Source organism: Allobosea sp. 2KB_26 (genome assembly GCF_052115715.1).
GTDB lineage: Bacteria > Pseudomonadota > Alphaproteobacteria > Rhizobiales > Beijerinckiaceae > Allobosea.
The window spans coordinates 15,445-40,358 of record NZ_JBFRHE010000015.1 but is presented as its reverse complement, the minus strand read 5'-3'; the positions used below and the strand labels follow the sequence as shown (position 1 = coordinate 40,358).

Sequence of the window (24,914 nt, the reverse complement as noted above, 5' to 3'; positions counted from 1 at the left end):
GCAGGCCCCGTACTCATCAGCGCTCCAACCGACGGGCTACATAGAGCTGGGAGGGAACGACGACGACCAACAGCGCAGCCATCAACAGGATAGCCAGGGCGGCCGCGCCCGGCAGGTCCGGGAACTGCCAGAGGTTCCAGAGGGTGGAAGCCGCGACGAGGTTTCCGGTAGACATCAGCATTAGCGGCACAGTTAGATCGCGGGCGCTATGCGCGAACACCCAGAGCCAGCCATTGACGATCTGCGGCCAGACGAGCGGGAAAACCACCTTGCGCAACGACGTCAGCCAGCTTGCGCCGCTGATCAGCGCCGCGTCTCCGAGCTCCTTGTGGATCTGGATCAGCGCGCTGCTCATCGTCCTGACGCCGAACGCGATGTAGATCGTCACATGCCCGAGCACGAGGATCCAGATCGTCCCGTAGAGCGGCGTGTCGAGATAGAGCAGCAAGATCGCCAGCACGAGCACGATCGGCGGGATCGCCATCGGCAGGAAGGACAGGGCGTCGAGGAGCTTGCCCGCCTTGCTGTTCGAGCGAACCGTGAACCAGCCGATCAGGCACGAGATCACCATCACGATCGTTGCGCTCGAGACGACCAGGATGATCGTGTTGAGCACGGCGCGCGAGATCATCGGATTGGTCAGCAGGCGACGGTAGATGTCGAAGGACAGGCCACCGAGCGCCGACAGGCTGGGCGTGGTGTAGGCAGATTGCAGGCTGACCCAGAACAGGATCAGCAGGGGCAGCATCATCACCGCGCAATAGCCGAATGTGAAGGCGAGCGCGGCGAAACGCCAGCGGCCGAGCTTGATCCGTCTTGGTCGAAAGGCCTTCCCCGTCACGACACGGAAGCGCTCGCCGAGACGCGTCGCCCGCATATAGGTCCACATCAGGCCGCCGGCGACAACCAGCAGCAGCACGCCGAAAGCCGAGGCCAGGCCGTAATTGGGCAACCCGTTATCGGGGGACGAGAGCAGGTAGACGCGCGTCGACAGCACGGCCACATCGGCCGAGAGCCCGATGATCAGCGGCAGGTCGAACGCCTGGACCACCGCCATGAACATGTAGATGCCGATGGAGAACAGGCCGGGCGTCAGCAGCGGCAGGGTCACCCTTGTGAGCGTGGCCCAGGAATTGCCGCCATGAACGCGCGCCGCCTGCTCGAGATAGGGATCCATGTTCCTGAGCAAGCCGCTGATCATCACGAACGCGGTCGGTACCACGGCGAAGGAGGTCACGATGATCAACGACCAGAAGGAGTAGATTGTCAGGACCGGACGGAGGAATCCGAACAGCTCCCGGAACATCACGTTGAGGGCGCCATTGCCGGGGTTCAGCAGCAGGATCCAACCGAAACCGACGACCAACGCCGGCACCATCATCCAGGCGAACATCAGGATCCGCACCACGATGCGACCCGACATGTCGGTGCGTTCAGTGCACCAAGCGATAGCGGTGGCGATGGCGACGCCGATGGCCATGCTGGAGAGAGCGTAGACGCCGGTGTTCCAGATCATCGTCAGCGTGCGCGGACTGCTGAGCAATTGCGCATAGTTGAGCAGCGTGACGTCCAGCGTCTCCAGCGGCATCGACTCGGCGGGCGCAAACGACGCCCGGATCAGAACGAGGACCGGCCCGAGAACCAGGATGCTGACGGCCAGCAGAAGCAGGACCAGAACCAGCTTCTGCTGATCGAACCTTCCGCCGGTGCGGCGGGCGGCTGCGACTGAGACGGTGTTCATTACCGGTTCCGCCCGGAAGCCGGTTCGGCCACCGGCACAATGACGCAGCGCTCCGGCGGCAGCTCGAGGACGAGTTCCTGCCCGACCGACAGCGAGGTGTAGGGATCGAGCATCAGCGTCAGCTTCCGCCCGCCGGTCTCCACCTCGGTCTCGACGACATCGCCGAGGAAGGTCATGGCGTCGACGCGCGCCTTGAAGCGATTGGGGCCCTCAACAGTTTCGATGCCGGGAGCGATCACGATCGCCTGCGGGCGAACCACGACCATGACCTGTTCACCGGGACGGAGCTCCGGACCGGCGACGCCCGAGATCGGCCCGATCCCGGTCTGGGCGCGAGCCGTCGCACCGCCATGTTCGAGCGCGCCGGGCAAGAGATTGCTCCGACCCATGAAGTCAGCAGTGAAGACGCTGTTCGGCCTGAGATAGATGTCGCGCGGCGAGCCCTGCTGGACGATCTTGCCCGCCTTCATCAGCACGATCTGGTCGGACATGCCGATCGCCTCGACCTGATCATGCGTGACGAAGATCGTGGTGATGCCCAGCGACTTGACGAGATTGCGGATCTCAGCGCGCATCGTATCGCGCAACTTCGCATCGAGATTGCTGAGCGGCTCGTCGAGAAGCAGCAGGCGCGGCTCGTGCACCAACGCCCTGGCAAGCGCGACGCGCTGCTGCTGGCCGCCGCTGAGAAGCGGCGCCGGCCGCTCGGCGAGGTGACCGAGCTCGACCATCTCCAGCGCCTGCAGCACACGCGGCCGGACCTCATGGCTCGGAGTTCGTTTGACGCCATAGACGAGCGGAAAAGCCACGTTGTCGAAAACTGTCATATGGGGCCAGATCGCATAGGACTGGAAAACCATGCCCAGTTCACGACGATTGGCGGGGACAAGCAGGTTCTCCCGCGACGAATAGACGGTGCTGTCGCCCATCCGGATGATGCCGGTATCGGGATTCTCCAGCCCGGCAATGCACTGCAGCGTCGTGGTCTTGCCGCAGCCGCTCGGCCCCAGCAGCGTGAAGATCGAGCCCTCATCGACCTTGAAAGAGACATCCCTGAGAGCCTGCACCCCGTCCTGGCCATGCTGCCCTGGATAGGATTTGACTAAATTCTCGATCACCAGCATCGGGATTCCCGGCTTTCCGTCGGAAGGATTTGCACGGGAAGGAGCAGAGCCCCTCCCCGTGTTGGAGGCCTGCGCTCAGCGGGTCATCAGGTCGGCGATAGCGTTGCGAACCGAGAGGGCCTGCTTCGTGTCCTCGAGCGAGTTCTCGGTAAGGATCTTGGCACCGGCCTTGACCCGCTCGGCGATCATCTCGGTGAGCGGCGAGCCCTTGTCTCCGGCGCGCGGCAGCGGTTCCTGGGCGTTGGCAACCGTAATGCCCTCGGTCGTCAGCCATGCCGCGAACAGGCGCGCGGCGTTTGGGTTCGGCGCGCTCTCCGGCACGTAGATGTAGAGGTTGTTCAGCGGGATATAGTCGGTGAACAGCTTGAACTTCACGCCCTCGCTGCGGCCGGCGATATGCAGCGAGGAAACGCCGACGGGCGCCTGCCCGACCGAGATCGCCCGCGTCGCCGCCGCCGTGCCGCGCTCGAGCACCGGTTTATTGTCGAGGACGGCCTTCGCCATCTTCAGCGCCTCGTCCTTGCCGAGCGCGAAGGAATAATAGTCGAGCGGGTTGAGCGAAAAGGCATTGATCGCGACGCGGCTGCGCCAATCGCTCTTCAGCAGTTCAGCCCAGGTGTTGGGCACGTCCTCGTCCTTGATCAGCTTCGGATTCCAGCCGATGCCATAGGTCGCGTCGAGAATCGGCAGTGCTGCGCCGCGGAGGTCCTTCATCACCCGGTTGGTGACTTCCTCCATCTGCGGGAACTGCTTGCCGAACACCGCAGCCCATGGGTAGGGCTTGAGGATCTGGCGCTCGAATAGGACCGACGCTTCCTGAGCGCCGCCCGCGCCGACAACATCGACCGATCCACCGGCGCGGCCTCGCTCGGCGATCAGCTTGGTGCCGGTCTGGACCGGGTTCGCCGCGTTCCACTCCACGGTGATATTGAGGCCGAAACGCTCGTTGAAAGCCTTGGCGATCGCGGCGTGCGCCTGCGGCGTCCCCGGACTACTGACCGCCACGAAAAGGCGCCCCTCCTTGCGCGCGCCCTCGAGAATCTGTTCGTAAGTCGGCGTCTGTGCATGCACCGCGCCGGCCGTCAGAATTACTGCCGCCGCCGCGGTTGCTATCGTGAATAGAGCGCGAACCGTCGCCATTGTTTCCTCCTTCGCAGGGTGCGACCCCTGATGGCTTTCCGTATAATTCCATTAAGTGGAATTCTTTATTTTCGTTGATGCGGCGTATCAGGCGCACTTTCGAGTGCGCAGAAAAATTGCGAGAATTAACTCCACAATATGGATCAATAAATCTCGATCAGGCCGGCCGCCCCCATCCCGCTGCCGACGCACATGGTGGCAACCGCGCGCCTGGCGCCGCGGCGGCGCCCCTCGAAGAGCGCATGGCCGAGCATTCGCGCACCCGACATCCCATAGGGGTGACCGACAGCGATCGCGCCGCCATCGACATTCAGGCGGTCGGCGGGCAATCCCAGCTTGTCGCGGCAATACAGGACCTGCACCGCGAAGGCCTCGTTAAGCTCCCAGAGGTCGATGTCGGCAACCGAGAGGCCGGCACGCGACAGAAGCCGCGGCACCGCGAAAACCGGGCCGACGCCCATTTCATCGGGCTCGCAACCGGTGACGGCGAAATGCGACAACGCGCCGAGGGGCGACAGGCCGAGCTTTTCGGCGAGCTTCTCCTCCATCACCACGCAGGCGGCGGCGCCATCCGAGAGCTGGCTGGCATTGCCGGCGGTGACGGTGCCGCCAGTGCGGATCGGCTCCAGCTTCGCCAGGCCCGCAGCGTTGGTTTCCGGCCGGTTGCCCTCGTCCCGGCTGAGGCGCACCGCCTCTTCAGTCGTCGCCCCCGTCGCCTTGTCGGTGATGCTCTTGATGCTGTCCATCGGCGCGAGCTCGGCATCGAAGCGGCCTGCCTCCTGCGCGGCGGCGGTCCGGCGCTGGCTTTCCAGCGCGTAGACATCCTGCGCGTCGCGGCCGATCCCGTAGCGCTTCGCCACGACCTCGGCCGTGTCGAGCATCGGCATATAGACGTCGGGCCGGTTCTTCGTCAGCCACTCGTCATGGAAGCGGTAGCTGTTCTTGTGCTCGTTTTGGACGAGGCTGATGGTTTCTACACCACCCGCCACGACGGCTTGCGCGCCGCGGCTGACGACGCTGTCGACCGCCATGGCGATGGCCTGCAGGCCCGAGGAGCAGAAGCGATTGATGGTAGCTCCTGCCGTGGTGACCGGCAGCCCGGCCCGCAGCACCGCCTGGCGGGCGATGTTGTAGCCGGACGCGCCTTCCTGCATCGCGCAGCCAAGGATCACGTCCTCGATCAGCGCCGGTTCGACCTTCGCCCGGGCAACCGCCTCTGCGATCGCATGGCCCGCGAGGGTCGCCGCATGGGTATTGTTGAAGGCGCCGCGATAAGCACGCCCCATCGGGGTCCGCGCGAACGAAACGATAACTGCCCTGCGCATCACGCCCTCCCCGCGCCGGTTTCGCGCTGCCACAGATCCATCAAGAGTTCGTCCCCGCCTTCAGCGGATTCGAGACGCCGCAGGCCATGCGGGTCGATCACCTCTCGAATCACCCGCAACTCCTTGGCGCTCGGCGGCGGCGTGGTCGAAATCTCGCCTTCGGCATGGACAGCGAAGCCGGTCTTTTCCTGGACTCGCTCCAGCGTGACGCCTTCATGCAGGGATACGACGCGCATCGAGCCGCCCGGCCCCTCGAAATCGAAGACACCGAGGTCAGTTACGACGAGGCCCGGTCTCGCACGGCGCACCGGGCGCCCCGGACCGCCGCCATCCTCATTGCCACGGCCGCAGACGAAATCGACCTTGGCTACGATGGTGCGGGGCGTATGCCGGCGAATGTGATAGCAGAGCGTCTCGCAGCCCCATAGATCGTCGGGGACGCCGCGCGCGCCAACGAGCTGCGCCTTCGGCTTCGCCCAGGAGCCGATCACCGAGATGTTCGAGGCGCCGTACTGGTCGAGCTGGACGGTCCCGATCCAGATCTGCAGCTTGCCGTGGGCAATGAGATGAAACATCTCCTGCCAGCTGAGATTCATCCGGCCCGATTTGGCGAGAGTCCACTCATCCGCCAGCGTCTTGGCGTGCACGTCGCAATCCGCCACCGCGCGCGAGGCTGTGGTCAGAAAGAGATCGGGGACATAGAGCGCCTTGGCGAGACGGGCCGAAAGATCGGACAGGATCGTCGCGCCGACGCCCATCGCATTGCCGCGAAACTCCTTCGCCATGCGGCTGATCAGGAGTTCTTCGAGAGTGTAATCGCTCATGGTCACTGCTCCCGAATCCACGCGGAGAACCATTCGGGATCGGTCGCCCGTTTCTGATATTCCAGTACAGCCTGCAGATCGAAGCGGTAGTCCGGATAGACCGCCGTCATGCCGCCGCCGTCCGGAGCCTCGATCACGCCATCGATCCAGAGGCGCGAGAGGAAGGTTCCGCCAGCGATTTCGGCATCATCCGGTAATTCGTCGACGATCCTCTCGACGGTCACGAAGGTGGTCTTCGCGGCCTGAACCAGCAGCGGGTCGGCATAGCCGTCGCCGATGATCACAGCGTTGCCGTGCCGGTCGGCGATATTGGCGTGGACGAAGGCCACGTCCGGCCTGAGCGCCGGAACCGCCAGAAGCTCCTCGCCGCTGAAGGGACAGGCAATCCTGCGGAACGGGGCAGTCGGGGTGGTGAGGATGTCGGTGTCGAGCCCGAAGCGCGTCGGCAGGAACGGCAGGTTCTTGGCCCCGGCCTCGAAGGCGGCGATGATCGTCGCCTCCGAATACTCGACCACGCTGATGCTGCCTGCCTCACGAGCCCGGCGGAAATGCGGCGCCAGGCCGAAGGCGTCGAAGCCGACGAAGGCGAATTGCAGTTCGCGGACCTTTCCGGCACCGATCAGGAGATCGACATCCGGCCCACCCAGCATCGCCACGACCGTCAGATCGCCGACATCCGCCCCGGCCAGAGCCCGCGCCGCATCCATCGGTTTGCGCTGGATGCCGCCGCCGCCGAACGCGACGGAGCTTCCAGGCGCGACCGCCGCAAGTGCCTTCTCGAGAGTGGTCGTTTTCGTCATTGCTATTTCCCAGTCTGGCGCAGGTCGAGCAGGCGCCGGGACTTGCCGGTGCTTCCGACCTGCGTGAGCGGCAGCAGGCTTGCCGGCGGCACGATCTCGACGGCGACCCGCACGCTCAGATCGCGATGGAGCGCCACCCCGAGGTCCGCCGCAAACTCCGCATCGTCGATCTCGTCCGACTTCTTCTCGACCCGGACCGTCATCTCCTCCCGGCGCGAGAGACCGTTGCCGGAATAAGCGACAACGCAAAGGAACTCGCCGGTCGCGCGCGAATCCGCTGTAACCGCGCTCTGGCACGCCATCGGATAGACGTTGGTTCCGCGCAGCTTCACCATCTCGTCGCTGCGGCCAAGGAACATCGAGAGCTTGCGGGTGCACAGGCCACAGGAACACTCCTTGCGGTCATAGGCGACAAGCAGGTCCCGCAGGTCGTAGCGGATGATCGGCGGGGTGCTGCGGTGGAGGCTGGTCACCACCAGATTTCCACGCCCCCCAGATCGCAGCACCGCCCCGGTCTCGACATCGGCCGTCTCGATATAGACCGTGTCCTCGCTGATATGTTTGCCGTTCTGGGCCTCGCATTCGAACGCGATCTGGCCGATCTCATGTGTGCCGTAGTTGTCGTAGACCGGGCATCCCCAGGCCTCCTCGAGCTGCCGGCGCAGATGGCCGTCGACATCGGGGCCGAGGAAGGAATGCAAACGCCTGGTCTTGAGCGCGCGCAGGTCGAAATTGGTCTCGCGCGCCACCTGGACGAGGCGCGCCAAATATTCGGCGCGACCGTACCAGGCGGCGGTGCCGATCTTGAGCGCGTATTCGAGCTGTCGCTCGCTCGGCGTCACCACGCCCGAGCCGGTTGTGACCGGGATCGCGCCGAGCCAGTGCAGGCAAGCATAGAGCCCGCAATAACCGGCATTCGCCATCGCCAGCGTGTAGGTGATCTGCACCGCGTCGCCGGGCCGGGTGCCCTGCGCGTAGAGTGCCCGCGCCGTCTGGATCGCCTGCACTTCCAGCGCCACGGGGTCGAACAGGGTCAGGCGCGGGAACCCGGTGGTCCCCCCGCTGGTATGGACCTTGAAGGGGGTGCGAGCGAGGTCCTCGGCTGTGACCGGCTGATGGCTGCCAAAGGGCGGAGCGTCCGCAATCGCTTCCTTGAGATCGTCGCTGGTAAATGTCGGCAGCTTCTCGATGTCGTCGAGGCTGCGGATATCGCCCGGCTCGATCCCAGCAGCGCGCCAGCGCGTATCGTAGAACGGCGTGCGCCAGGCATCTTCCACGCGCGCCAGAAAGCGGACGTTCTGCAGCGCACGCAACTCCTGATCCGACATCCGGCCGGTCGTCTGCTGGAAATGCGGCGGCGGCGGATAATCCCGCATCAGCCCGTCCCAATCGACGGACTTCCAGTAATAGGGGACCGCCGGGGCGCTTTCCTCGTCTGTCCGAGCGGGCTTCACCTCGTTTCGCGACACTAGACTACCTCTTCTCTAACCACGCCGGTTTCGCTGACCCCGGCGCTGCCCGTCCTCAAAAGGGTTTCGATGAAACGGTCGCCGGCGCGCTTTCGCAGGGCTGCGGTACCGCCGAAGCTGGCGTGAAGCCGTCGCGCGCGCTTGAGATAGAAATGCGCGTCGGTCTCCCACGAGAACCCCATGCCGCCGTGAAGCTGGATGCAGTCAGCCGTGATCTTCATCGCCGCATCGGCCGCGATGACGCGGGCAATCTGTGCGGCATCGATATCGCCGGGTCTCTGCACCGCATCGGACACGGCGAGCCGCGCATGCGAGAGCAGCGTATAGCCGTCGGCCAGCCGATGCTTGATCACCTGGAAGCGCCCGATGACCTCACCGAATTGCTTGCGCTGCCTGACATGCGCAACCGCCCGGTCGAACGCGGCCCTGGCGATGCCGACCAGTTCCACCGCCGTGAGGATGTGGATGGGCAGCAGGGCCCGCTCGGCCTCGTCATGGCTGCAAAGCGCCCGCGCGATCTCGGCGCCGGGGGAAAGCGTCACGCAAGCGATGGGCGTCGTCGGGTCCATCGCCTGAAGCGCCTCGAAAGTCGCCCCGGCGGCGCGATAGAGGACGAAGCTAATACCCACCGCCTCCCGCACCAGGCAAAGAATATGGCTCGCCCCGGTCGAATGCTCGACCAGCGGCAGGACCGAACGCCCACCGGGTCCCGGCCGCATCTCCATTGTGGCGAGCCCGACCCGCACCGCCCCCTCGGCCAACCCGCGCAGCAGCTCGTCGCCGACCGAACCGAACCGAGATGCGAGCCCGGCCAAAAGCACCGCCGAGAGGGTATAGGGACCGCAGAACAGCTGCGCGCCCATCTCCTCGACGATATCGGCCGCTTCCGGAATGCCGAGCCCAAGACCGCCGTGGCTCTCGGGGACCGCGATCCCGGTCCAGCCCATTTCGGCCGCGAGCTGCCAATGACTTCCGGCGAAGGCAGCGGACACGTCCGCACCCTGAACCAGGGCCGCGTTTGGAGCGGCTTCTGCGAGCGCGCGGGCCGCGGCATCGCGCAGCATCTGGTCGGAATAGGCCGATGAGGCGCGCTGTGTCATCGCGGCAGCTCCAGGCCGCGTTCGGCAATGATGTTGCGCTGAATTTCGGAGGTGCCGGCCAGGATGGTCTCGGCGCGGGTCCAGAGATAGTCGCGATGCCAGAGGCCCTGGGCCGGCGCCACCTTCTCCTGCGGTCCGTATTGGAACTCGGGGCCCAGAACGTCCATGGCGAGATCGAAAAGACGCTGGTGCGTCTCGCTCCAGAGCAGCTTCACGGCCGAGCCCTCGACGCCCGGCGGCACGCCCGCCTCCGCCTGCTTCAGCATCCGGTCTGCATGCAATCGCAAGGCATGGGCGTCACAGAACAAGCGGGCGATCGCGTCGCGGATCAGGGGGTCCTGGATCGCCGGGCGTCCGTCGCGCAAGGTCGCCGCAGCCAGCCGCACCAGATCTTCCAACTCCGTCTGGAGGCGCACGATGCGCGGGATGAAATAAGTGCCGCGCTCGAAATTGGCTGCCGCCATGGCGATGCCCCACCCGGCATTCTCCTCGCCGAGCCGGCAGGCGACGGGCACCTCGACATCATCGAAGAAGACCTCGCCGTAATCAGCCTCGCCGGTGATCTGGCGGATCGGGCGGACGCGAATCCCGGGTAGGCGCATGTCGACGAGGAACACTGAGATGCCGCGCTGGCGCGGCCCCTCGGTCGAGGTCCGGGCCAGCAGGAAACACCAGTCACCGAGATGGGCGAAGCTGGTCCAGATCTTCTGGCCAGTCAGGACGTAGACTTCGCCACGGCGCTCCGCCCGGGTCGCAAGCGAGGCGAGATCGGAGCCCGAATTCGGCTCGGAATAGCCCTGGCACCAGATCTCCTCATTGCCGAGGAGCTTCGGAATGAAGCGGTCCTTTTGCTCCGGGGAGCCAAAGGCGATCAGTGTCGGACCGACGATGCCGTGACCGATCAGGTTGACTGCGAGCGGCGCCTTCGCGCGCGCATATTCCTGATGATAGATCGCCTGGCGGGTCAGCGAGAGCGGACGGCCACCGACCGCTTCGGACCAGCCGAGGCCGGACAGGCCGGAGTGGCAAAGATGGTCCTCCCACTCGCGGCGGAAGGAGAGCCGCTGCATTTCAGCGGTCCCGTAGCGCCTGCCCGCCAGACGCGGCAGCTCTCGCGCGAACCAGGCCTTAATCCCGGCGCGGAAGGCATCGTCGCTCGGAGCCGCGAGGATGGCCGGCGTCGAGAGATCCGCGGCCTCAGTGGAAAGACTAGCCATGGCGATGCTCACCGGCGTCCGCGCTCGATCGCGCTGGCCATGCCGCTGCCGCGCATCTGCGCGAATTCGGCCGAGACATGGGACAGCTGGTGGCTGTCAAAATGCGCCGAAAGCGCATTACGGAAGCCCTGCATGTCCATGGTGCGATTCAGCGAGCGCTTGATGAGCCGGAGCGCGAAAGGCGGCGCCGCGGCAATCCGGTCGGCCATCGCCTGCGTCTCACTCTCGAGATCGGCGCGGGCGACGACGCGGTTCACCATCCCGGCCGCAAGAGCCTCCTGGGCGGTGATCCGGGCACCTGTGAACAGGAACTCCTTCGCCCGCCGCGTACCCATCACCCAGGGATGGACCAGGACCTCGACCGCGGCCGCGCCCATCGAGTGGCAGACCGGGTCCGCGAAGAAGGCATCATCCGAGGCAACGATCAGATCGCAGAGATTGGCGACCATGAATCCGCCTGCAATGCAGGCGCCCTGCACCTGCGCAATCGTCGGCTTCGGGCAATCCCAAATGCGCAAGGGGTAAGCGAAATAGCGCAGCTGTTCATAGTCCCAGCGCTCCTCAACGGTAAAGGATTGCCGCTTGGCTTGCGCCTCCTTGAGGTCATGCCCGGCCGAGAAATGGTCACCCTGCCCGCCGATCACGATGACCCGGACGCTGGCATCGGCAGTGGCAGTAGCAAGGGCCGCATCCATCTCGTCCAGCAGGAGCTGGCTTTCAGCATTCCGGGCGCCTGGCCGCGCATGCAGGATGCGGGCGACCGCCCCCGACACGCTGTACTCGATCTCGCTGAATGCCATGCCGATATTCCAATATATGGATGTCAATTGACAGTGGTCGCAATTTATCTAACCAAAATGCCCGGTCAATAGAGAAATCAAAGGAATTGATATTCCACTAAGTGGAACAATAATACACCCACTCCGACAAACAGGCGCCAGCATGCGCACATCGTCCAGCCCGGCATATCGGCCCGGCGATCCGGCAGTGCGGCCGCAGCTGCGCACCCCCTCCCCACATCACGGACACCGGAGGACACTCAATGGCGCTAAGATGAGCCCAATCGACCAGCGATTTATCGGCGATGCTGACGGTAAAATCGCCACGAGCCGCGATGTTTCGCGCTGCGTCTCTCAACCCGCCGCAGCGACGCATGACGGCGATTCCGATCAGAGGGAACGCCGTCGAGAGGTAGGCGAGCGCACCGAGCTGAGCCAGCTTCGCCACCCCCCTCCGGTGACAGACTCGTCACCCAGGCGATCGGGTGGGGAATGATTGGCACGGCGCCTGCCTGCATGCATGCGATTCTACAATATGGAATATCCACTCAGGAATTATCCCATTGTCCGTTGCTATTGGCAATCTTATGCCGCTATCGTCTCCTTCATATTTCCATATTATGGCGTTCCTAGATCGAAAATGACTGAAAGCCTGCTCCCCACCGTCGCCGAAGTGCTTGCCGCCGAGCTCCAGCAGGCCGGCATCGACCTGATCTTTGGCCAGGGCTCGCCATCTGCCCTCACCCTGGCGGCCGAGCGCCTCGGCTTTCGGCAGATCGGCTTTCGGACGGAGAATGCCGGGACGGCGATGGCTGACGGCTTCGCCCGGGCCTCCGGCCGCCTCGGCTGCATCGCCACGCAGAACGGAGCCGCCGCGGCGCTCGTCGCCGCCGGGCTGAGCGAGTCCTTCAAGGCTTCCGTTCCAGTGCTCGTCCTGGTCCAGGATGTCGAACGGGCCCATGTCGACCGCAATGCCTTCCAAGAGTTCGATCACGCGGCGCTATTCGCCTCCTGCACGAAATGGTTCCGCCGCCTCGACGACGGCGCGCGCGCCCTGGAGTTGCTGCGCAAGGCGATCATCGTGGCGACGAGCGGACGGCCGGGGCCCGTGGCGCTTGCTGTCCCCGCCGACGTGCTCGCCGAGCGCGCGCGCCAGCAGCGCGCGCCCCGCTTCGTTCCGGCCGTTTTCCCGTCGCTGCGACAGCAGCCCGAGCCGGCAGCCATCGCGGAGGCCGCCCGCCTGCTCTCCAATGCCCAGACGCCGATTATCGTCGCCGGTGGGGGGGCCCACAGTTCCGGCGCGCAGGCCGAACTCGCCAATCTACAGCAGCGCTTCGCGCTTGGCGTCGCGACGACGATCATGGGCAAGGGAGCCGTCAGCGAAGGCGATCCGCTCTCTCTCGGAGTGGTGGGCAGCGCGATGGGGCCGGGGAGCCCGTCGCGGGCGATGCGCTCGCTTATCCGCGCGGCGGATGTGGTAATGTTCGTCGGCAACCGCACCAACGACAACGGCACAGCCTCATGGAGCCTGTTTCCGGACAGTGCCGAGTTCATCCATATCGACGTGGCGGTGGACGAGGCGACGCGGAACTATCCCTCGCTACCGCTGATCGGCGACGCCCGCACGACATTGCAGGCGCTCGGCCTCGCGATGGCTGATCTTGCCGATGCCGAGAGCTGCGCGGCGCGCCGCCGGTCTTTGCTCGCGGACGCCATCGCCCAGGCTCGTGCTGCCACCGCAGATGAGATCTCGGCCCTGACGCTGCGATCCAGCGATCCGCTGCGGCCAGAGCATCTGATGCAGGTTCTGCAGGATCGCGCGCCCGGCGATACGGTCTTCGTGGCCGATGCGAGCTATTCCAGCCTCTGGGTCTCGCAATATCTGCAGGCACGCCAGCCCGGCCGGCGCTTCCTGTTCCCCCGCGGGCTTGCCGGGATAGGCTGGGGGTATCCGCTCGCGCTCGGAGCGCGCCTGGCCCTCCCTTCCACACCCGTGGTCGCGGTGGTCGGCGATGGCGGCTTCTCGCATTCCTGGTCGGAGCTCGAATGCGCCGTGCGGCACGGCATCGACGTCAAGCTGATCGTGCTCAACAATGCGTCTCTCGGCTTCCAGCGCCATGCCGAGATGGTGCGCTTCGGGCAGGCAACAAAAGTGTGCGCGATCACCCGGATCGACCACACTATGATCGCCCGCGCAGTCGGCTGCGCCAACGCCACGGTCACCTCCGCCAGCGAGCTCTCCGCCGCGCTCGGTGAGATGTTTGCGGAGAAGGGTCCCTATCTGCTCGATGTCCATGTCGATCCGGACGCCTTTCCGCCGATCGCTGGCTTCGCCAAGCTACTGGCCCACTGAATGGACCAGGCAGATCGCGCCGAGGCCTCGCAGGAACGCCGCACGGACCACGAACGGCTTGCGCCACGAGGCGGCTGCCCTTGTTCGAACGCCGCCACTCGGATCCCCAAGGTGCACCTTCTCAAGGCACTGGCGGAAGGTTATGTGCTCGGTGAGGGCGCGCTCTTGCGCATGGTCCGATGAAGAGACCGGATTCGATCGTTCGAGGCCCCGGCCCTTCAATGGGCAGGCGAGGAAGCGGAGACCTTCGACAAATGGCGCAGGATGGCGAGAGCACGGCGCGGGAGCCCGGCCAGGGGACCCAGGTCATCGACCGCGCCATCTTCCTGCTTCGCTCGATCGCCGGCAACGGCGGGTCCGCGCGGCTCACCGATCTGGCACGCGACGCCGACCTCGCGACCCCGACCGCCCGGCGCATCCTTAAGCGCCTGGTCGACCATGGCATGGTCGGGCAGGATCCCGAGACGCAGCGCTACCATTTGGGCACGCTGGCCTATGAGCTCGGCCTCGCGGCGAGCCACCGGGTCGATGTCGCGGCACGGCTGAAACCGCTGATGCGGCGCTTGGCGGAGCTCTCCGGGGACACCGCCTATCTCGTGATGCGGCAGGATTTCGAGGTCGTCTGCATCGATCGCGTCGAGGGCAACTATCCGATCAAGACGCTGACCCTCAAGGTCGGGGATCGGTATCCGCTAGGCGTCACGGCCGGCAGCCTCGCCCTGCTCGGAGCCCTGCCGAAAACCGAGGCTGACGCTATCGTCGAAGCCAACCGCGCGATGTTTTCCGAGCGCGGGCACCTTACGGTCGAGCAACTGCGCGACGATCTCGAGAAGACGCGGCAGCGCGGATACGCCCTGCGGCGCGACGCGATCACCGATGGCAGCATCGGCATCGGCCTCGCCGTTCCCAACGGATCCCTGCCACCCTACGCCGCCATCAGCCTCGCGATGGTTCTCGAGCGACTGACCGACACTCGACGCGAACAGCTACTTGCGATGATGCGAAGCGAACTGGCGGTCGTTATCGCGAGCGTTCAAAGCTGATCTAGCGGCGGGCGACAACTTGGCCATCCGCATACCTCAAAATGTCGGCAAAGTGGGCTTCTCGCTTGAACAAGAGCGGGAGAGCGCATGGTTTAATGAGATCTCGTCCTAACCGCGGGAGGGCGGAATGTAGAGATCAAGCATCGACATGACTACGTGCGTTGGCCCCGAGAATGCGCTGCGACAGAACCCGTTCATCTCCCAGCTTGCGTCACGGCCACCGCGGCCATGATCATGTCAGGGAGCTTGCCTCCAACTCTGAGATAAGCCCGATTACGAATACTTTAGGAGGTCCAGCTGGCCATCGGCCGTGCAGCACGCTTGAAAACCAATCCGCATCCGCAAGAGCCGATATCTCAACAATCGGATCGAACAGGATCATCGGCGCATCTGATCCATGCTCGGCTTCAGGTCGGTGGTGAGCGCCTAGGTGATCCAGTCCTGCATCGAGACGGTCCACATGATGCGCAAAAGACAGGCGAGATTTGCCTACAATCCGTGCCCGTCAATTCACGAGCTATTCAAATTGCTCGCTGCCTGATCTGTGCCCTCGGGCTCCGCTCTTCCCGTCCAATTTCCGGAATGGCGACAGAGCTCATTTCAAGGTGTTGTGAAAAATGCTGCAGGGAATGTGTGGTGGCGCATCTTCGCGGCGATGTCGAACGATCCGGACATCGAGTATCTGATCGCCGATCCGCGACCATCCGCGCTCACCAGCATGCGCCGGGCGCAAAAATGGAGGCCTGAAGATCAGGCCCTTGGCCGTTCCCGCGGCGGCCTGAGCACCAAGATCCCTATGGCCGTCAGAAGCCTTGGCTGCCCTGTGCGCTTCGTCCTGACCGCCGGCCAACGCGGTGACTGTCCGCAGGCTCACAGGCGCCGGCCGTCCAAGCAAACCGTCTCCGCATCATCAAAGTCGTCTCGGCCTCGCCTTGGCTGAGTAATTCGATCCGAGTGGTCACGCGGCGTGGCGGGCAGCGAGGCGGATCGGCGCTGGCCTTGACACAGATCAAAATTGTATGATGCTATTAACATACGTCGTATTCATATAGAAGACAACATGGCTGTTCGCTCTCTCTCCACCACGCTCAAGACGCTCGCGGTCTGCGATGTCATCGCGGCATCCCCGAAGCCAATGCGACTGCCCGATGTCGTCAAGGCGACAGGCGACCAGCGCGCCGCGGTCTATCAGCGGCTGCGTACTCTGGTGGATGCAGGCTTTCTCGAGCAGACGGTCGAGGGCGCGTTCCGGCTCGCGCTACGCTTTCAGTTCTACGCAGTGCGTGCCCTCGAGCAGGCCAATCTCGGAGAACGGACGACAGAATTGCTTCAGGAGATCGTAGCCGAGAGCGGCGAAACGGCGACGATTTCAGTGCTCGACGGCTATCATGCGGTCATTATCAACCGGGTCGAATCGCATCAGGTACTGCGTGCCGATCTCCGGGTCGGCGCACGCATGGCGCTGGGCGCTAGCGCGTCGGGCTCCGTGCTCGTCGCCTTCGGCTCGCTGGAAATGCGTGAACGGTTGCGCGAGCAGGGCATCGCGCTCCCTGACGACATCGCGCTGGCAGAGGTTCGCGAACGCGGCTTTGCCCTCTTCGCACCGACGGACCCGCAATTCGTCGCGGCGGTTGCTGCACCGGTTTTCGACGCGGCCGGCCAATGCATTGCCGTCATCGCGATCTCCGGCCCGACCACGCGGTTCGATCACGCGAACTGCGCGCCGATTGCGGTCAGCGCGGCGCAACGCTTCAGCGCTCAATTCGGGAATGCATGACATGTCGGCCCTGCCATTCTCCCTCGCCTCCAAGCCCGGTCCCTGGCAGCCGCAGGCCCTGATGCGATCCACCTCCACGCTCATGCGACCGGAGATATTGGCCGCGATTCAGCCGTCACGGATCAGTGCATCGCGGACCCTGATGGCTCGCGCCTCACATCAGCGCTGGCAGATCACCTGTCAGGATTTCGATATCGACGCGCGCGGTCGAGGCACGGCGCGCTACGGCATCGAGGCCGATGGCTGGCACTTCACCTTCCCAATCTTTTCGTTCGAGCCCTCAGGTCGCGAGCGCACTGGCCGCATCATCGGCCGGTCCTGGGACATGATGGGCGGTTTGATCGAAGGCAAACTTTCGGCCGCCGGCATCGAGCAACTTAGACAGGAACTGCCGAAGCTCTATGAGGGCCGCGCTACCCCGCAGACCTTGACCTGGGCGCGCTCGAACCGCTCGGGACGGCTGTTCGACCTTGCCGTCGACCATCTCGCATCCGGGCAACAGCCGCCCATCGCCGAGCTCGGCCGCACCTGCTACTTCATGCGCAACACCGGCATCGACGGCAACGGCACCTTCGGCACCAAGTCCTTCCTTGCCTTCGCGCCGGACCATCCGCTGCGAGCCTCGCTGCAAGCGCAAATGCTCACCGCCTATATGATGCGCGTCTTTGCCGGCGATCTCGTCCAGCATTTTGCGCGGATGAAGGGCGGCCCGGCGGCAGTGGCGATGCAGCCCGAGTTGCGCCGCTTCCTGGGTGTCGGCAACGGCTCGGCGCTGGGGCTGATGTTCTTCGTCAATAACCATCCTCGCCTGATCGACCGTTGGCTGACGATCCACGAGGAGGCCATCGCCCATGGCCGGTTGCTGCGTGTCGGTCCCGATGCTGCCCCGCTGGTTCAATTGGCGGCACTGCTCGACAAGGCAATCCTGGCGCGGCGCCAGGATCGGGCCGAATATGAAGCCTTCGCGCCAAGCAGCATCGTCGCTGACGACCTCGCCATCATCCGCCGCGAACTCGGCCAGTTGATCGAGCGCGTGCGCGCCGGCTGCGCCGAGGCGACCCCACTCGTCGACTTCACCGCTTCGCTCGACGGCCGCGTCAATCGCGAGGCCCACGAAACGCTACTGTCTCTCATCATCGAACTCGTGCCCGAAATCGCCGATGGCCTGGCACAAACTCTCGTGATCGATGAGGATCTCGCCGGCCGCCCCGAAATGCCGATCGGACGGCTACAAGAGATCCTGAGGGCCGATTACAGCTGGGCCTTCGATCTCGATCTCGTCTCCGAGCGCTCACAGCGCTACGTCTGGTACAAATCGCGCTCGGCCGAGGAGCCGCGTCGTGGACCACGCGAAGAGATCGGCGCGGCTCATAATCTTGGCCTCGATCTGCCGCGCCTCGTCGTGGCACTCGATCGCGATCTCGCTGCCGCCGATCCCCGCCTCAGCGTCGCGCGCTTCCTCATGGCGCACCCATTGCACCGGCAGATCGTGATCCGCATCCAGGCGCTTGCTGGACTGCCCTATCACTCGCCGCATGCCGACATCATGGGCGAGGACTTCGTTCCGGCGCATATCACCCGGCTCTTGAACGTCGGCATCCACGGTATCGACAAGGCCCGCGACTTCCTGAACCGCAATCTGCGCGGCGTGATCTTCCACGGCGCCCCGACCCCCGAGGATCTCGCCTCGGGGAGCGCCGCTTCCCATTGGTTCTATCCCGCGGAGCCTCAGGCATAATGCTATCCGAAACGCTGATCCTGTCCGTGCGCGAACTCCGGCTAATTCTGGAGCGACTGGTTCAGGCCGCCGGCACGCCCGCTGGGCTATTACCCTCCGTGCGCGATTGCGCATTCTATTCCGCCGTGCTGCCGGGGCCAGGTCTGTCTGGCATCGCACAGCAGATAGAGCACGTGCGTGCGAGCGGCGTTGCCCCGCTCGCCGATATCAGCACTGACGGCGAATTGACGATAGACTGCGGCGGCCAGCATGCCTGGATGGTGGCCGAGACGCTGCTTGATTTGGCTGTCGAGCGCTTTCGGTTGACCGGCCGGGGGGAGGTTTTGGCGCTCAATCTCACAGAGCCCCCCGAATTGCGCGTCGTATCGGGGCTTGCTGAGCGTTTCGGCCTCGCGGCTATCGTCGAGCCTAAGGGCAACGGTGCCCAAGTGTCGTTGATGGACCGCCCCGCGGCGAAGCGCCGTGCCATCGACATGGTTCGCCATGACGGACTCTCCGCTGCGGCGTCGAGTTGGTGGCCGCTCTACAAGGCATCGCATGATGCCCTGATGCCCGATTCCTTCGAGAGCCGCCGACATGCTGGCACCGTGCGGGTCGAGGCAGACGGACGCGTCGTTGGTCGCAATGACGAGGACGAGACCGATCTATCGATGCTGACCGCCGATCCGTCCCGGCTTCAGCCCAATCCTGTTTCCTCCGCTTCGTAAAGGCGCGCCCCGATGCTGATAGACGGTTTGCAATGTGGTTTCTTTGACCGCGGCGTATTCGAAGATCTCAAGGCCGGCGGGTTCAGTTGCGTCACACCGACGCTCGGCTTTTGGGAGGGCGCGATCGAGTCCTTTGATTCTGTCGCGAAATGGCGCGATCTCGAGCGCGCCAATGCTGATCTGATGACGATCGTGCGGAAGACGGACGACATTCTCGCGGCCGAACGCGATGGCAAGGTTGCGATGTTGCTGGGTTACCAGAACACCAATTTGCTCGATGGCCGGATCCGTTATGTCGAGCTCTTCGCCGATCTCGGCGTCAAGGTCTTGCAGCTGACCTACAACAACCAGAACGAACTCGGCTCTAGCTGCTACGAGACGGTCGATCCTGGCCTTGCACGCTTTGGCCGCGAGGTTGTGCGGGAGATGAACCAGTGCGGCATGCTGATTGATCTCTCACATGTCGGCGACCGGACCACGCTCGATACGATCGAATGGTCGCAGAAGCCGGTCTCGATCACCCATGCCAACCCGGCCTCCGTCTTCCCGCACAAGCGCAACAAGACGGATGCAATCATCAAGGCACTAGCTGAAAAGGGCGGCGTTATCGGCTGCGCAGCCTATCGCAACATAACGCCGGAGCCGGCCTGCGACAGCGTCGATGCCTGGGCCCAGATGGTGGCGCAGACCGTCGAGATTGCCGGTATCGACCACGTCGGCCTCGGCACCGACTTTAGCCACCATTCCAATCAGGTCTACCTCGACTGGATGCGCTCGGGCCGCTGGACCCGCTCTGTGCAGTACGGCGCCGCCTCGGCGGCCAAGCCCGGCCCCAGTGCGAAGCCGGCCTGGCTCAAAAGGATCAGCGGCCTGTCCGATGTCGGGCCAGCGCTGGCGCGGGTCGGTTTCCACGCAGCCGAAGTCGAGAAGATCACCTCCGGCAACTGGCTTCGCCTCTATCGCGCAACGATCGGTTGAGAGGACAGCACCATGGCTAGGACAGTACTGGCTCCACCGCGGACCACGCGCCGCGCCCTGCTATCGATGTTTGGGAGCGGCGTCGTCGCGATGCCCTTCATCCGGAAAGCCCGCGCCGCCGAGACCCTCTATATCAACACCTGGGGCGGTCCCTGGGAAGAAGCAGCGCGCGCGATACTCTTCAACCCGTTCACGGCGGAGACCGGAATCGAGATCCGCACGATCGCGCCGGTCTCCTTCGCCAAGCTCGCGGCGCAAACGCGGACTGGTATCTATGAATTCGACGTGACGACGCTCGGCGTCGCTGAACTCGGCCGCGCCAATCACGCCAAGCTGATCGACACCTATGACGAGAGCAAGATTCCGGCTTCGTCGCTCTGGCCCGGCGCGGTGACACTGAACGGCATCAACTCCCATGCCTTCGCCAACATCATCGCCTACCGCCGCGATAGAATACCCCACGGCGGCCCGAGGAACTGGGCGGATTTCTGGGACACGACCAAATTTCCGGGTTCGCGCAGCCTGCAGAACTATCCCGCACGCGTGCTCGCCTTCGCATTAATGGCTGATGGCGTCGAGCCTGCGAAACTGTTTCCCTATGATCTCGACCGCGCCTTCAAGTCGCTCGACAGGATCAAGAAGGATGTCCGCGTCTGGTGGAGCCAGAGCCCGCAATCCCAACAATTGCTGCGCGATGGCGAGGTCGAATTGATCGGGATGTGGAACACCAGCGCGCAGACGATGGTCGACCAGAAGCAGCCAATCGAACTCGTCTTCGACCAGGCCGTGATCGATGTCGCGACCTGGGTGGTAGCGCGCGGTTCTCCGAGGGCGAAGAACGCTTGGCGTTTCATCGAGTTTGCCGTGGGGCCAGAGCGGCTCGCGCAGTTCGCGCAGAAGAACAATTACGGCCCGATGAACCCCGCTTCGTTCAAATACCTGTCGCCCGAGGTCATCAGCCATATGCCGACCTCCCCCGAGAACCTGCCGAAATCCGTCATCCTCGATGCCGAGAAGCTACTGCCCCAGCTCGACACAATGGCCAAGCGCTTCGAACAATGGCTCTCGACTTGACCCTATCACCCCCTGCGCAAGGCCGCGCCTGGAGCGCGGCTGGATGGGGCAAAGCCCTGTTCCGGCCGCCCTTCCTGCTCTATGCGCCGGCGACCCTGTTCCTGGCAGTGTTCTTCCTCGCACCGCTGGGCCTCGTCGTCTGGATGAGCGTGAGCGAACCGACGGTCGGCTTCGACAACTACGCTGAGTTCTTCGCCTCGAAATACGATCTCAACGTCCTCATGCGCACCTTCCAAACGGCACTGATCGTCACGATCACCAGCCTCGTCTTCGCTTATCCCGTGGCTTACGTCGCGGCCCGAAAGGGTGGCGCACTCGGCTCCTTCCTACTTGGCATCGTGGCGCTGAGCTTCTGGACGAGTTTTCTTGTGCGAACCTATGCCTGGATGGTGATCCTGGGCGCGCGCGGGCCTGTTGTCGGACTCCTGGTCGCGCTTGGCGTCACCCCGCCGCCGCGTCTGCTCTTCACCACTTTTGCTGCGACCTTCGCCATGGCTCATATGTTGGTACCGTTCATGGTCCTGGCGCTGTATGCCGTCATGAAGCGCATCGACGAGGTCTATATGCGTGCGGCAGCCAGCCTCGGCGCCCGGCCGCTCAAGGCATTCCTGACGGTTTATCTGCCGCAAAGCCTGCCCGGCGTCCTCAATGGTGCGACGCTCGTCTTCATTACCTGCCTCGGCTTCTATGTAACGCCGACGCTGATTGGCAGCCCGCAGGACAAGATGATCGCCGGCCGCATCGGCCAGCAAATCGAGCAGCTTCTCGAATTCGGCGCGGCTTCAGCAACCTCGATGGTCCTGCTCGCCGCGGCGGTGGCGCTCTTCGTGGTCTATGATCGCCTGTTCGGCATCGAAAAGATGTGGAGGTGAGATGTCGCGCTCCACGGTGATCATCGCGGTGGCCGTCGCGATCCTGCTAGCCGGGCCGATGTTCATCGTCGTGCCTATGTCCTTCAGCACCGCGCCATCACTTGAGTTTCCGCCGCCTGGCTACTGGCTCGGCTACTATCGGCGCTTCTTTTCCGATCCCAACTGGACCGGTCCGGTCTTGAATAGCTTCCTGATCGGGCTCGGCACCATGGTTTTGGCGATGCTGCTCGGCGCTCCCGCTTCCTTCGCGCTAGTGCGCTATCGGTTTCGCCTCCGGGGGCTGTTCCGGCTCATCGTGATGATGCCGTTGATTGTGCCGCATATCGTAATGGCACTGGGCTATTATAGCTATTTCGGTTCGCTCGGGCTGGTCCAGAGCATGACCGGCGTGATCCTCGCCCATGCCTGTCTGTCGATCCCGGTCGTGGTGTTGACCTTGACCTCGGCGCTGGTCAATTTCGATCGCCGGCTTGAGAACGCCGCGGCGAATCTGGGCGCCCGGCCGCTGACGACCTTCCGGTTGGTGACGTTTCCGATCTTGCGCCCGGCCTTCTTCGTGGCTGCGCTGTTTGCCTTCATCCATTCCTTCGACGAGGCAGTGATCGCGATCTTCATCTCCGGTCGCGACAGCGCGACCTTGCCTCGCCAGATGTTCAACAGCTTCCAGATGGAAGCCGACCCCGCCATTTCCGCCGCATCCTCGCTGCTGCTGGCTGCCGTTCTGGCCGCGCTCGGTGCGCAGTTCGCCGCCCGGCTCGTGCGTAAGCAACGGCCTGCGCACTCCTGAGACGCTGGAGCCTTCCGATGGAAACCGCCCGTTCGCTGTCGCTGAAATCGGTGACCAAGAGCTATCTGCCAGGGCAAAATGCGGTCGAGGCCATCGACCTCGATGTCGCGCCTGGTGAGTTCATCTCCTTCCTTGGCCCCTCCGGTTCCGGCAAGACGACAACGCTGATGATGATCGCGGGATTTGCGCGACCGACGCGAGGCGAGATCAGCATCGCCGGGCGCCAGATCGATGCAGTCGAGCCCTACGACCGCAATATCGGGATGGTATTCCAAAATTACGCTCTGTTTCCTCATATGAACGCGGCGCAGAATGTCGGCTTTCCCTTGCGCATGCGTGGCGTCGCCAAAGTGCCGGCGCAAGCCAAGGTTACGGCCGCGCTCGCCATGGTCGGCCTCGCCGAATATGCTGGCCGGGCCCCGGCCGAGCTTTCCGGCGGCCAGCAGCAGCGCGTTGCATTAGCGCGCGCCCTCGTCTTCCAGCCTGACCTCGTTCTTCTCGACGAGCCCCTGGGAGCGCTTGACAAGACTTTGCGGGAACAAATGCAGATGGAGTTGAAGCGCATCCACCGCGAGCTTGGCGTCACGATGGTCTACGTGACCCACGATCAGACCGAGGCAATGGCCATGTCGGACCGCATCGCTGTGTTCAACCGGGGTCGCATTGAGCAGATCGGAACGCCGAGCGAGGTTTACTTCACGCCGAAGACGCGCTTCGTCGCCTCCTTCGTCGGGGATAGCAATCTACTCTCGGGTAAGACACGCGAAAGTGGCCTCGTCGATGTTGCCGGCATCGGCCCGATCGCGACCAGCGCCGAGCACGTTACGCCTGGCAAAGACGTCAGCATACTCGTCCGCCCTGAAACAATCCGGCTCAGCTCCGAACGTGCGGAACTATCGCCGTTGCGAAATTCAATCACCATCGCGGAGATAGTGAACTATGGCGATAGCGTCCTTGTCCTCGGGCGCAAGGCCGGCCAGGAACTGCGGATCCGGGTCCCCAGCATGGAAATGCCGGACCTGCGTCGGGGCGATGAATGCGACATAGAATGGGCCCCCACCCGCATCCATGTGATCGAGCACTGACGCCGCAACGATTGCTATGTAGCACCGTGTAGCTCGGCTCAGGATCGGATGATCTGCGATTTTTAGGGATGAGAGAGGATGCAGCTGTGCTCATGCCTGTCGTGCGCGAGCAAGTTGGCGCGGACACCTCGGCACTGCCTGCTGCCAGAGGGTTTTTGCTGATGGAGAACCGGGATATGAGGCCTTCGTCGTCTGGCATTTGATCTGCCAACAAAGCCAAGATCGAGGGGAGCGCTCGAGGATCGATCGCAGCTTCGTTGATTTAGCTACGCGTGTGTCGGGTAAAATACCGCAGGGATCGATCTCCGGCTCCAGGCTGAACTTCGCCTGTACCAATGCATTGGTCCGGATCGCGCTAATTCCGGTCATTGAGAGATCGCCCGGAACATTTATGCGCCATTTGATTTGCGAACTGAAGGCAAAGGGAAAGAGAAGTGACTATTTGTCGCTTCTGACGGAAGCGGATATTCGTTGGATCCTTGGCCGTGCTGCTATGCACGTGAATGCGCTTCGACGAGCGGGATGCTCTTGGTCACGACAAAGGTGTAGTATCGCTCGATCCCGATCGCGGGGTCGAGCAGCCTGTCGATCAGACGCTGATAGCTGTCAATGTCTGGCACGACCACGCGCATGATGTAGTCGATGCCTCCGCCGGTGGCATCGCAAGCGACGATGGCCGGTTCCCTCGCCACCGCCTCCTCGAAGCGACGGAAATCCGCCTGCTGATGGCTCTTCAGGCTGATCTCGACGATCACCGTGGTGCGCGGCGCCTCCACCCCGAGATCGACGATGGCGGTATAGCCCTTGATCACGCCGGCCTCTTCCATCCGGCGCAACCGCTCCCAGCAGGCCGCCGGCGACAGCGCGACCGTTTCGGCGAGTTTGAGCTTGGTCATGCGGCCGTCACGCTGCAGGGCTGCGACGATCTTGAGATCGATGGGATCGAGCTTCATCTTCGGTGACCGCACGTGCATAATGTCA

At 63.9% G+C, this 24,914-nt stretch carries 21 protein-coding genes and 2 pseudogenes; 12 read left to right on the top strand and 11 right to left on the bottom strand.

Features of this window, described 5'->3' with window-relative positions; genetic code table 11:
- Positions 1 to 16: 16 nt before the first annotated feature.
- From AB4099_RS28040 to AB4099_RS27995, 10 genes are all read right to left on the bottom strand, one after another.
- Positions 17 to 1,741 (bottom strand): ABC transporter permease, encoded by a 1,725-nt coding sequence (locus AB4099_RS28040; protein ID WP_441480505.1) that lies wholly within the window; start codon positions 1,739 to 1,741, stop codon positions 17 to 19.
- Positions 1,741 to 2,859: an ABC transporter ATP-binding protein gene (locus tag AB4099_RS28035; RefSeq protein WP_441480504.1), complete on the bottom strand. Its 1,119-nt coding sequence runs from the start codon at positions 2,857 to 2,859 to the stop codon at positions 1,741 to 1,743. The genes AB4099_RS28040 and AB4099_RS28035 overlap by 1 nt, the downstream gene beginning before the upstream one ends.
- Before the next feature lie 81 nt (positions 2,860 to 2,940).
- Positions 2,941 to 4,005, bottom strand: coding sequence for an ABC transporter substrate-binding protein (locus tag AB4099_RS28030; RefSeq protein ID WP_441480503.1), 1,065 nt, complete (start codon positions 4,003 to 4,005; stop codon positions 2,941 to 2,943).
- A 143-nt stretch (positions 4,006 to 4,148) separates the two neighbouring features.
- On the bottom strand, positions 4,149 to 5,330 hold the full coding sequence (locus tag AB4099_RS28025; RefSeq protein ID WP_441480502.1) for an acetyl-CoA C-acyltransferase: 1,182 nt from the start codon (positions 5,328 to 5,330) through the stop codon (positions 4,149 to 4,151).
- Complete coding sequence (locus AB4099_RS28020; RefSeq protein ID WP_441480501.1) at positions 5,330 to 6,154, bottom strand: CoA-transferase; 825 nt, start codon at positions 6,152 to 6,154, stop codon at positions 5,330 to 5,332. The genes AB4099_RS28025 and AB4099_RS28020 overlap by 1 nt, the downstream gene beginning before the upstream one ends.
- A gap of 2 nt (positions 6,155 to 6,156) precedes the next feature.
- Positions 6,157 to 6,954, bottom strand: a complete 798-nt coding sequence (locus AB4099_RS28015) for a CoA transferase subunit A (RefSeq protein ID WP_441480500.1) — start codon at positions 6,952 to 6,954, stop codon at positions 6,157 to 6,159.
- 2 nt (positions 6,955 to 6,956) lie between these two features.
- Positions 6,957 to 8,423, bottom strand: a complete 1,467-nt coding sequence (locus AB4099_RS28010; protein ID WP_441480499.1) for a phenylacetate--CoA ligase family protein — start codon at positions 8,421 to 8,423, stop codon at positions 6,957 to 6,959.
- Complete coding sequence (locus AB4099_RS28005) at positions 8,423 to 9,523, bottom strand: acyl-CoA dehydrogenase family protein (RefSeq protein WP_441480498.1); 1,101 nt, start codon at positions 9,521 to 9,523, stop codon at positions 8,423 to 8,425. The genes AB4099_RS28010 and AB4099_RS28005 overlap by 1 nt, the downstream gene beginning before the upstream one ends.
- Positions 9,520 to 10,740: an acyl-CoA dehydrogenase family protein gene (locus AB4099_RS28000; protein WP_441480497.1), complete on the bottom strand. Its 1,221-nt coding sequence runs from the start codon at positions 10,738 to 10,740 to the stop codon at positions 9,520 to 9,522. Before AB4099_RS28000 ends, AB4099_RS28005 begins: the two co-directional genes overlap by 4 nt.
- An 8-nt stretch (positions 10,741 to 10,748) precedes the next feature.
- The gene (locus AB4099_RS27995) at positions 10,749 to 11,540 is read right to left on the bottom strand and encodes an enoyl-CoA hydratase (RefSeq protein ID WP_441480496.1); all 792 of its coding nucleotides are present in this window, start codon (positions 11,538 to 11,540) and stop codon (positions 10,749 to 10,751) included.
- 514 nt (positions 11,541 to 12,054) lie between these two features.
- Here AB4099_RS27995 and AB4099_RS27990 point away from each other — a divergent pair.
- The 12 genes and pseudogenes from AB4099_RS27990 to AB4099_RS27935 all read left to right on the top strand — a co-directional run bounded on the left by AB4099_RS27990 (position 12,055) and on the right by AB4099_RS27935 (position 23,933).
- A complete protein-coding gene (locus AB4099_RS27990; protein ID WP_441480495.1) occupies positions 12,055 to 13,872 on the top strand; it encodes an acetolactate synthase catalytic subunit in 1,818 nt (605 codons plus the stop codon).
- 254 nt (positions 13,873 to 14,126) lie between these two features.
- Positions 14,127 to 14,915, top strand: a complete 789-nt coding sequence (locus AB4099_RS27985; RefSeq protein ID WP_441480494.1) for an IclR family transcriptional regulator — start codon at positions 14,127 to 14,129, stop codon at positions 14,913 to 14,915.
- A 325-nt stretch (positions 14,916 to 15,240) separates the two neighbouring features.
- Positions 15,241 to 15,456 (top strand): annotated as a pseudogene (locus AB4099_RS27980) (IS6 family transposase); the annotation flags it as partial.
- Between the two features lie 21 nt (positions 15,457 to 15,477).
- Positions 15,478 to 15,786 (top strand): annotated as a pseudogene (locus tag AB4099_RS27975) (IS5/IS1182 family transposase); the annotation flags it as partial.
- Positions 15,787 to 15,975: 189 nt separating this feature from the next.
- The gene (locus AB4099_RS27970; protein ID WP_441480493.1) at positions 15,976 to 16,692 is read left to right on the top strand and encodes an IclR family transcriptional regulator; all 717 of its coding nucleotides are present in this window, start codon (positions 15,976 to 15,978) and stop codon (positions 16,690 to 16,692) included.
- Between the two features lie 142 nt (positions 16,693 to 16,834).
- A complete protein-coding gene (locus AB4099_RS27965; protein WP_441480492.1) occupies positions 16,835 to 18,430 on the top strand; it encodes a hypothetical protein in 1,596 nt (531 codons plus the stop codon).
- A gap of 26 nt (positions 18,431 to 18,456) precedes the next feature.
- Positions 18,457 to 19,137: a hypothetical protein gene (locus AB4099_RS27960; RefSeq protein ID WP_441480491.1), complete on the top strand. Its 681-nt coding sequence runs from the start codon at positions 18,457 to 18,459 to the stop codon at positions 19,135 to 19,137.
- Positions 19,138 to 19,149: 12 nt separating this feature from the next.
- Positions 19,150 to 20,115 (top strand): dipeptidase, encoded by a 966-nt coding sequence (locus AB4099_RS27955; protein ID WP_441480490.1) that lies wholly within the window; start codon positions 19,150 to 19,152, stop codon positions 20,113 to 20,115.
- A gap of 12 nt (positions 20,116 to 20,127) precedes the next feature.
- Entirely contained in the window at positions 20,128 to 21,189 is a 1,062-nt protein-coding gene (locus tag AB4099_RS27950; protein ID WP_441480489.1) for an ABC transporter substrate-binding protein, read from the top strand.
- Positions 21,186 to 22,061, top strand: coding sequence for an ABC transporter permease (locus tag AB4099_RS27945; protein WP_441480488.1), 876 nt, complete (start codon positions 21,186 to 21,188; stop codon positions 22,059 to 22,061). Before AB4099_RS27950 ends, AB4099_RS27945 begins: the two co-directional genes overlap by 4 nt.
- Position 22,062: 1 nt before the next feature.
- Positions 22,063 to 22,848, top strand: a complete 786-nt coding sequence (locus AB4099_RS27940; protein WP_441480487.1) for an ABC transporter permease — start codon at positions 22,063 to 22,065, stop codon at positions 22,846 to 22,848.
- A gap of 17 nt (positions 22,849 to 22,865) precedes the next feature.
- Positions 22,866 to 23,933: an ABC transporter ATP-binding protein gene (locus tag AB4099_RS27935; RefSeq protein WP_441480486.1), complete on the top strand. Its 1,068-nt coding sequence runs from the start codon at positions 22,866 to 22,868 to the stop codon at positions 23,931 to 23,933.
- A gap of 491 nt (positions 23,934 to 24,424) precedes the next feature.
- Here AB4099_RS27935 and AB4099_RS27930 read toward each other — a convergent pair whose 3' ends face one another.
- Positions 24,425 to 24,886 (bottom strand): Lrp/AsnC family transcriptional regulator, encoded by a 462-nt coding sequence (locus tag AB4099_RS27930; protein WP_441480485.1) that lies wholly within the window; start codon positions 24,884 to 24,886, stop codon positions 24,425 to 24,427.
- Positions 24,887 to 24,914: the final 28 nt, after the last annotated feature.

Coding starts and splice junctions, on each gene's coding strand:
- AB4099_RS28040 (WP_441480505.1), bottom strand. CDS start 1,741: ATGAACACCGTCTCAGTCGCAGCCGCCCGCCGCACCGGCGGAAGGTTC.
- AB4099_RS28030 (WP_441480503.1), bottom strand. CDS start 4,005: ATGGCGACGGTTCGCGCTCTATTCACGATAGCAACCGCGGCGGCGGCA.
- AB4099_RS28025 (WP_441480502.1), bottom strand. CDS start 5,330: ATGCGCAGGGCAGTTATCGTTTCGTTCGCGCGGACCCCGATGGGGCGT.
- AB4099_RS28020 (WP_441480501.1), bottom strand. CDS start 6,154: ATGAGCGATTACACTCTCGAAGAACTCCTGATCAGCCGCATGGCGAAG.
- AB4099_RS28015 (WP_441480500.1), bottom strand. CDS start 6,954: ATGACGAAAACGACCACTCTCGAGAAGGCACTTGCGGCGGTCGCGCCT.
- AB4099_RS28005 (WP_441480498.1), bottom strand. CDS start 9,523: ATGACACAGCGCGCCTCATCGGCCTATTCCGACCAGATGCTGCGCGAT.
- AB4099_RS28000 (WP_441480497.1), bottom strand. CDS start 10,740: ATGGCTAGTCTTTCCACTGAGGCCGCGGATCTCTCGACGCCGGCCATC.
- AB4099_RS27995 (WP_441480496.1), bottom strand. CDS start 11,540: ATGGCATTCAGCGAGATCGAGTACAGCGTGTCGGGGGCGGTCGCCCGC.
- AB4099_RS27990 (WP_441480495.1), top strand. CDS start 12,055: ATGGAATATCCACTCAGGAATTATCCCATTGTCCGTTGCTATTGGCAA.
- AB4099_RS27985 (WP_441480494.1), top strand. CDS start 14,127: ATGGCGCAGGATGGCGAGAGCACGGCGCGGGAGCCCGGCCAGGGGACC.
- AB4099_RS27970 (WP_441480493.1), top strand. CDS start 15,976: ATGGCTGTTCGCTCTCTCTCCACCACGCTCAAGACGCTCGCGGTCTGC.
- AB4099_RS27965 (WP_441480492.1), top strand. CDS start 16,835: ATGGCTCGCGCCTCACATCAGCGCTGGCAGATCACCTGTCAGGATTTC.
- AB4099_RS27955 (WP_441480490.1), top strand. CDS start 19,150: ATGCTGATAGACGGTTTGCAATGTGGTTTCTTTGACCGCGGCGTATTC.
- AB4099_RS27950 (WP_441480489.1), top strand. CDS start 20,128: ATGGCTAGGACAGTACTGGCTCCACCGCGGACCACGCGCCGCGCCCTG.
- AB4099_RS27940 (WP_441480487.1), top strand. CDS start 22,063: ATGTCGCGCTCCACGGTGATCATCGCGGTGGCCGTCGCGATCCTGCTA.
- AB4099_RS27935 (WP_441480486.1), top strand. CDS start 22,866: ATGGAAACCGCCCGTTCGCTGTCGCTGAAATCGGTGACCAAGAGCTAT.
- AB4099_RS27930 (WP_441480485.1), bottom strand. CDS start 24,886: ATGAAGCTCGATCCCATCGATCTCAAGATCGTCGCAGCCCTGCAGCGT.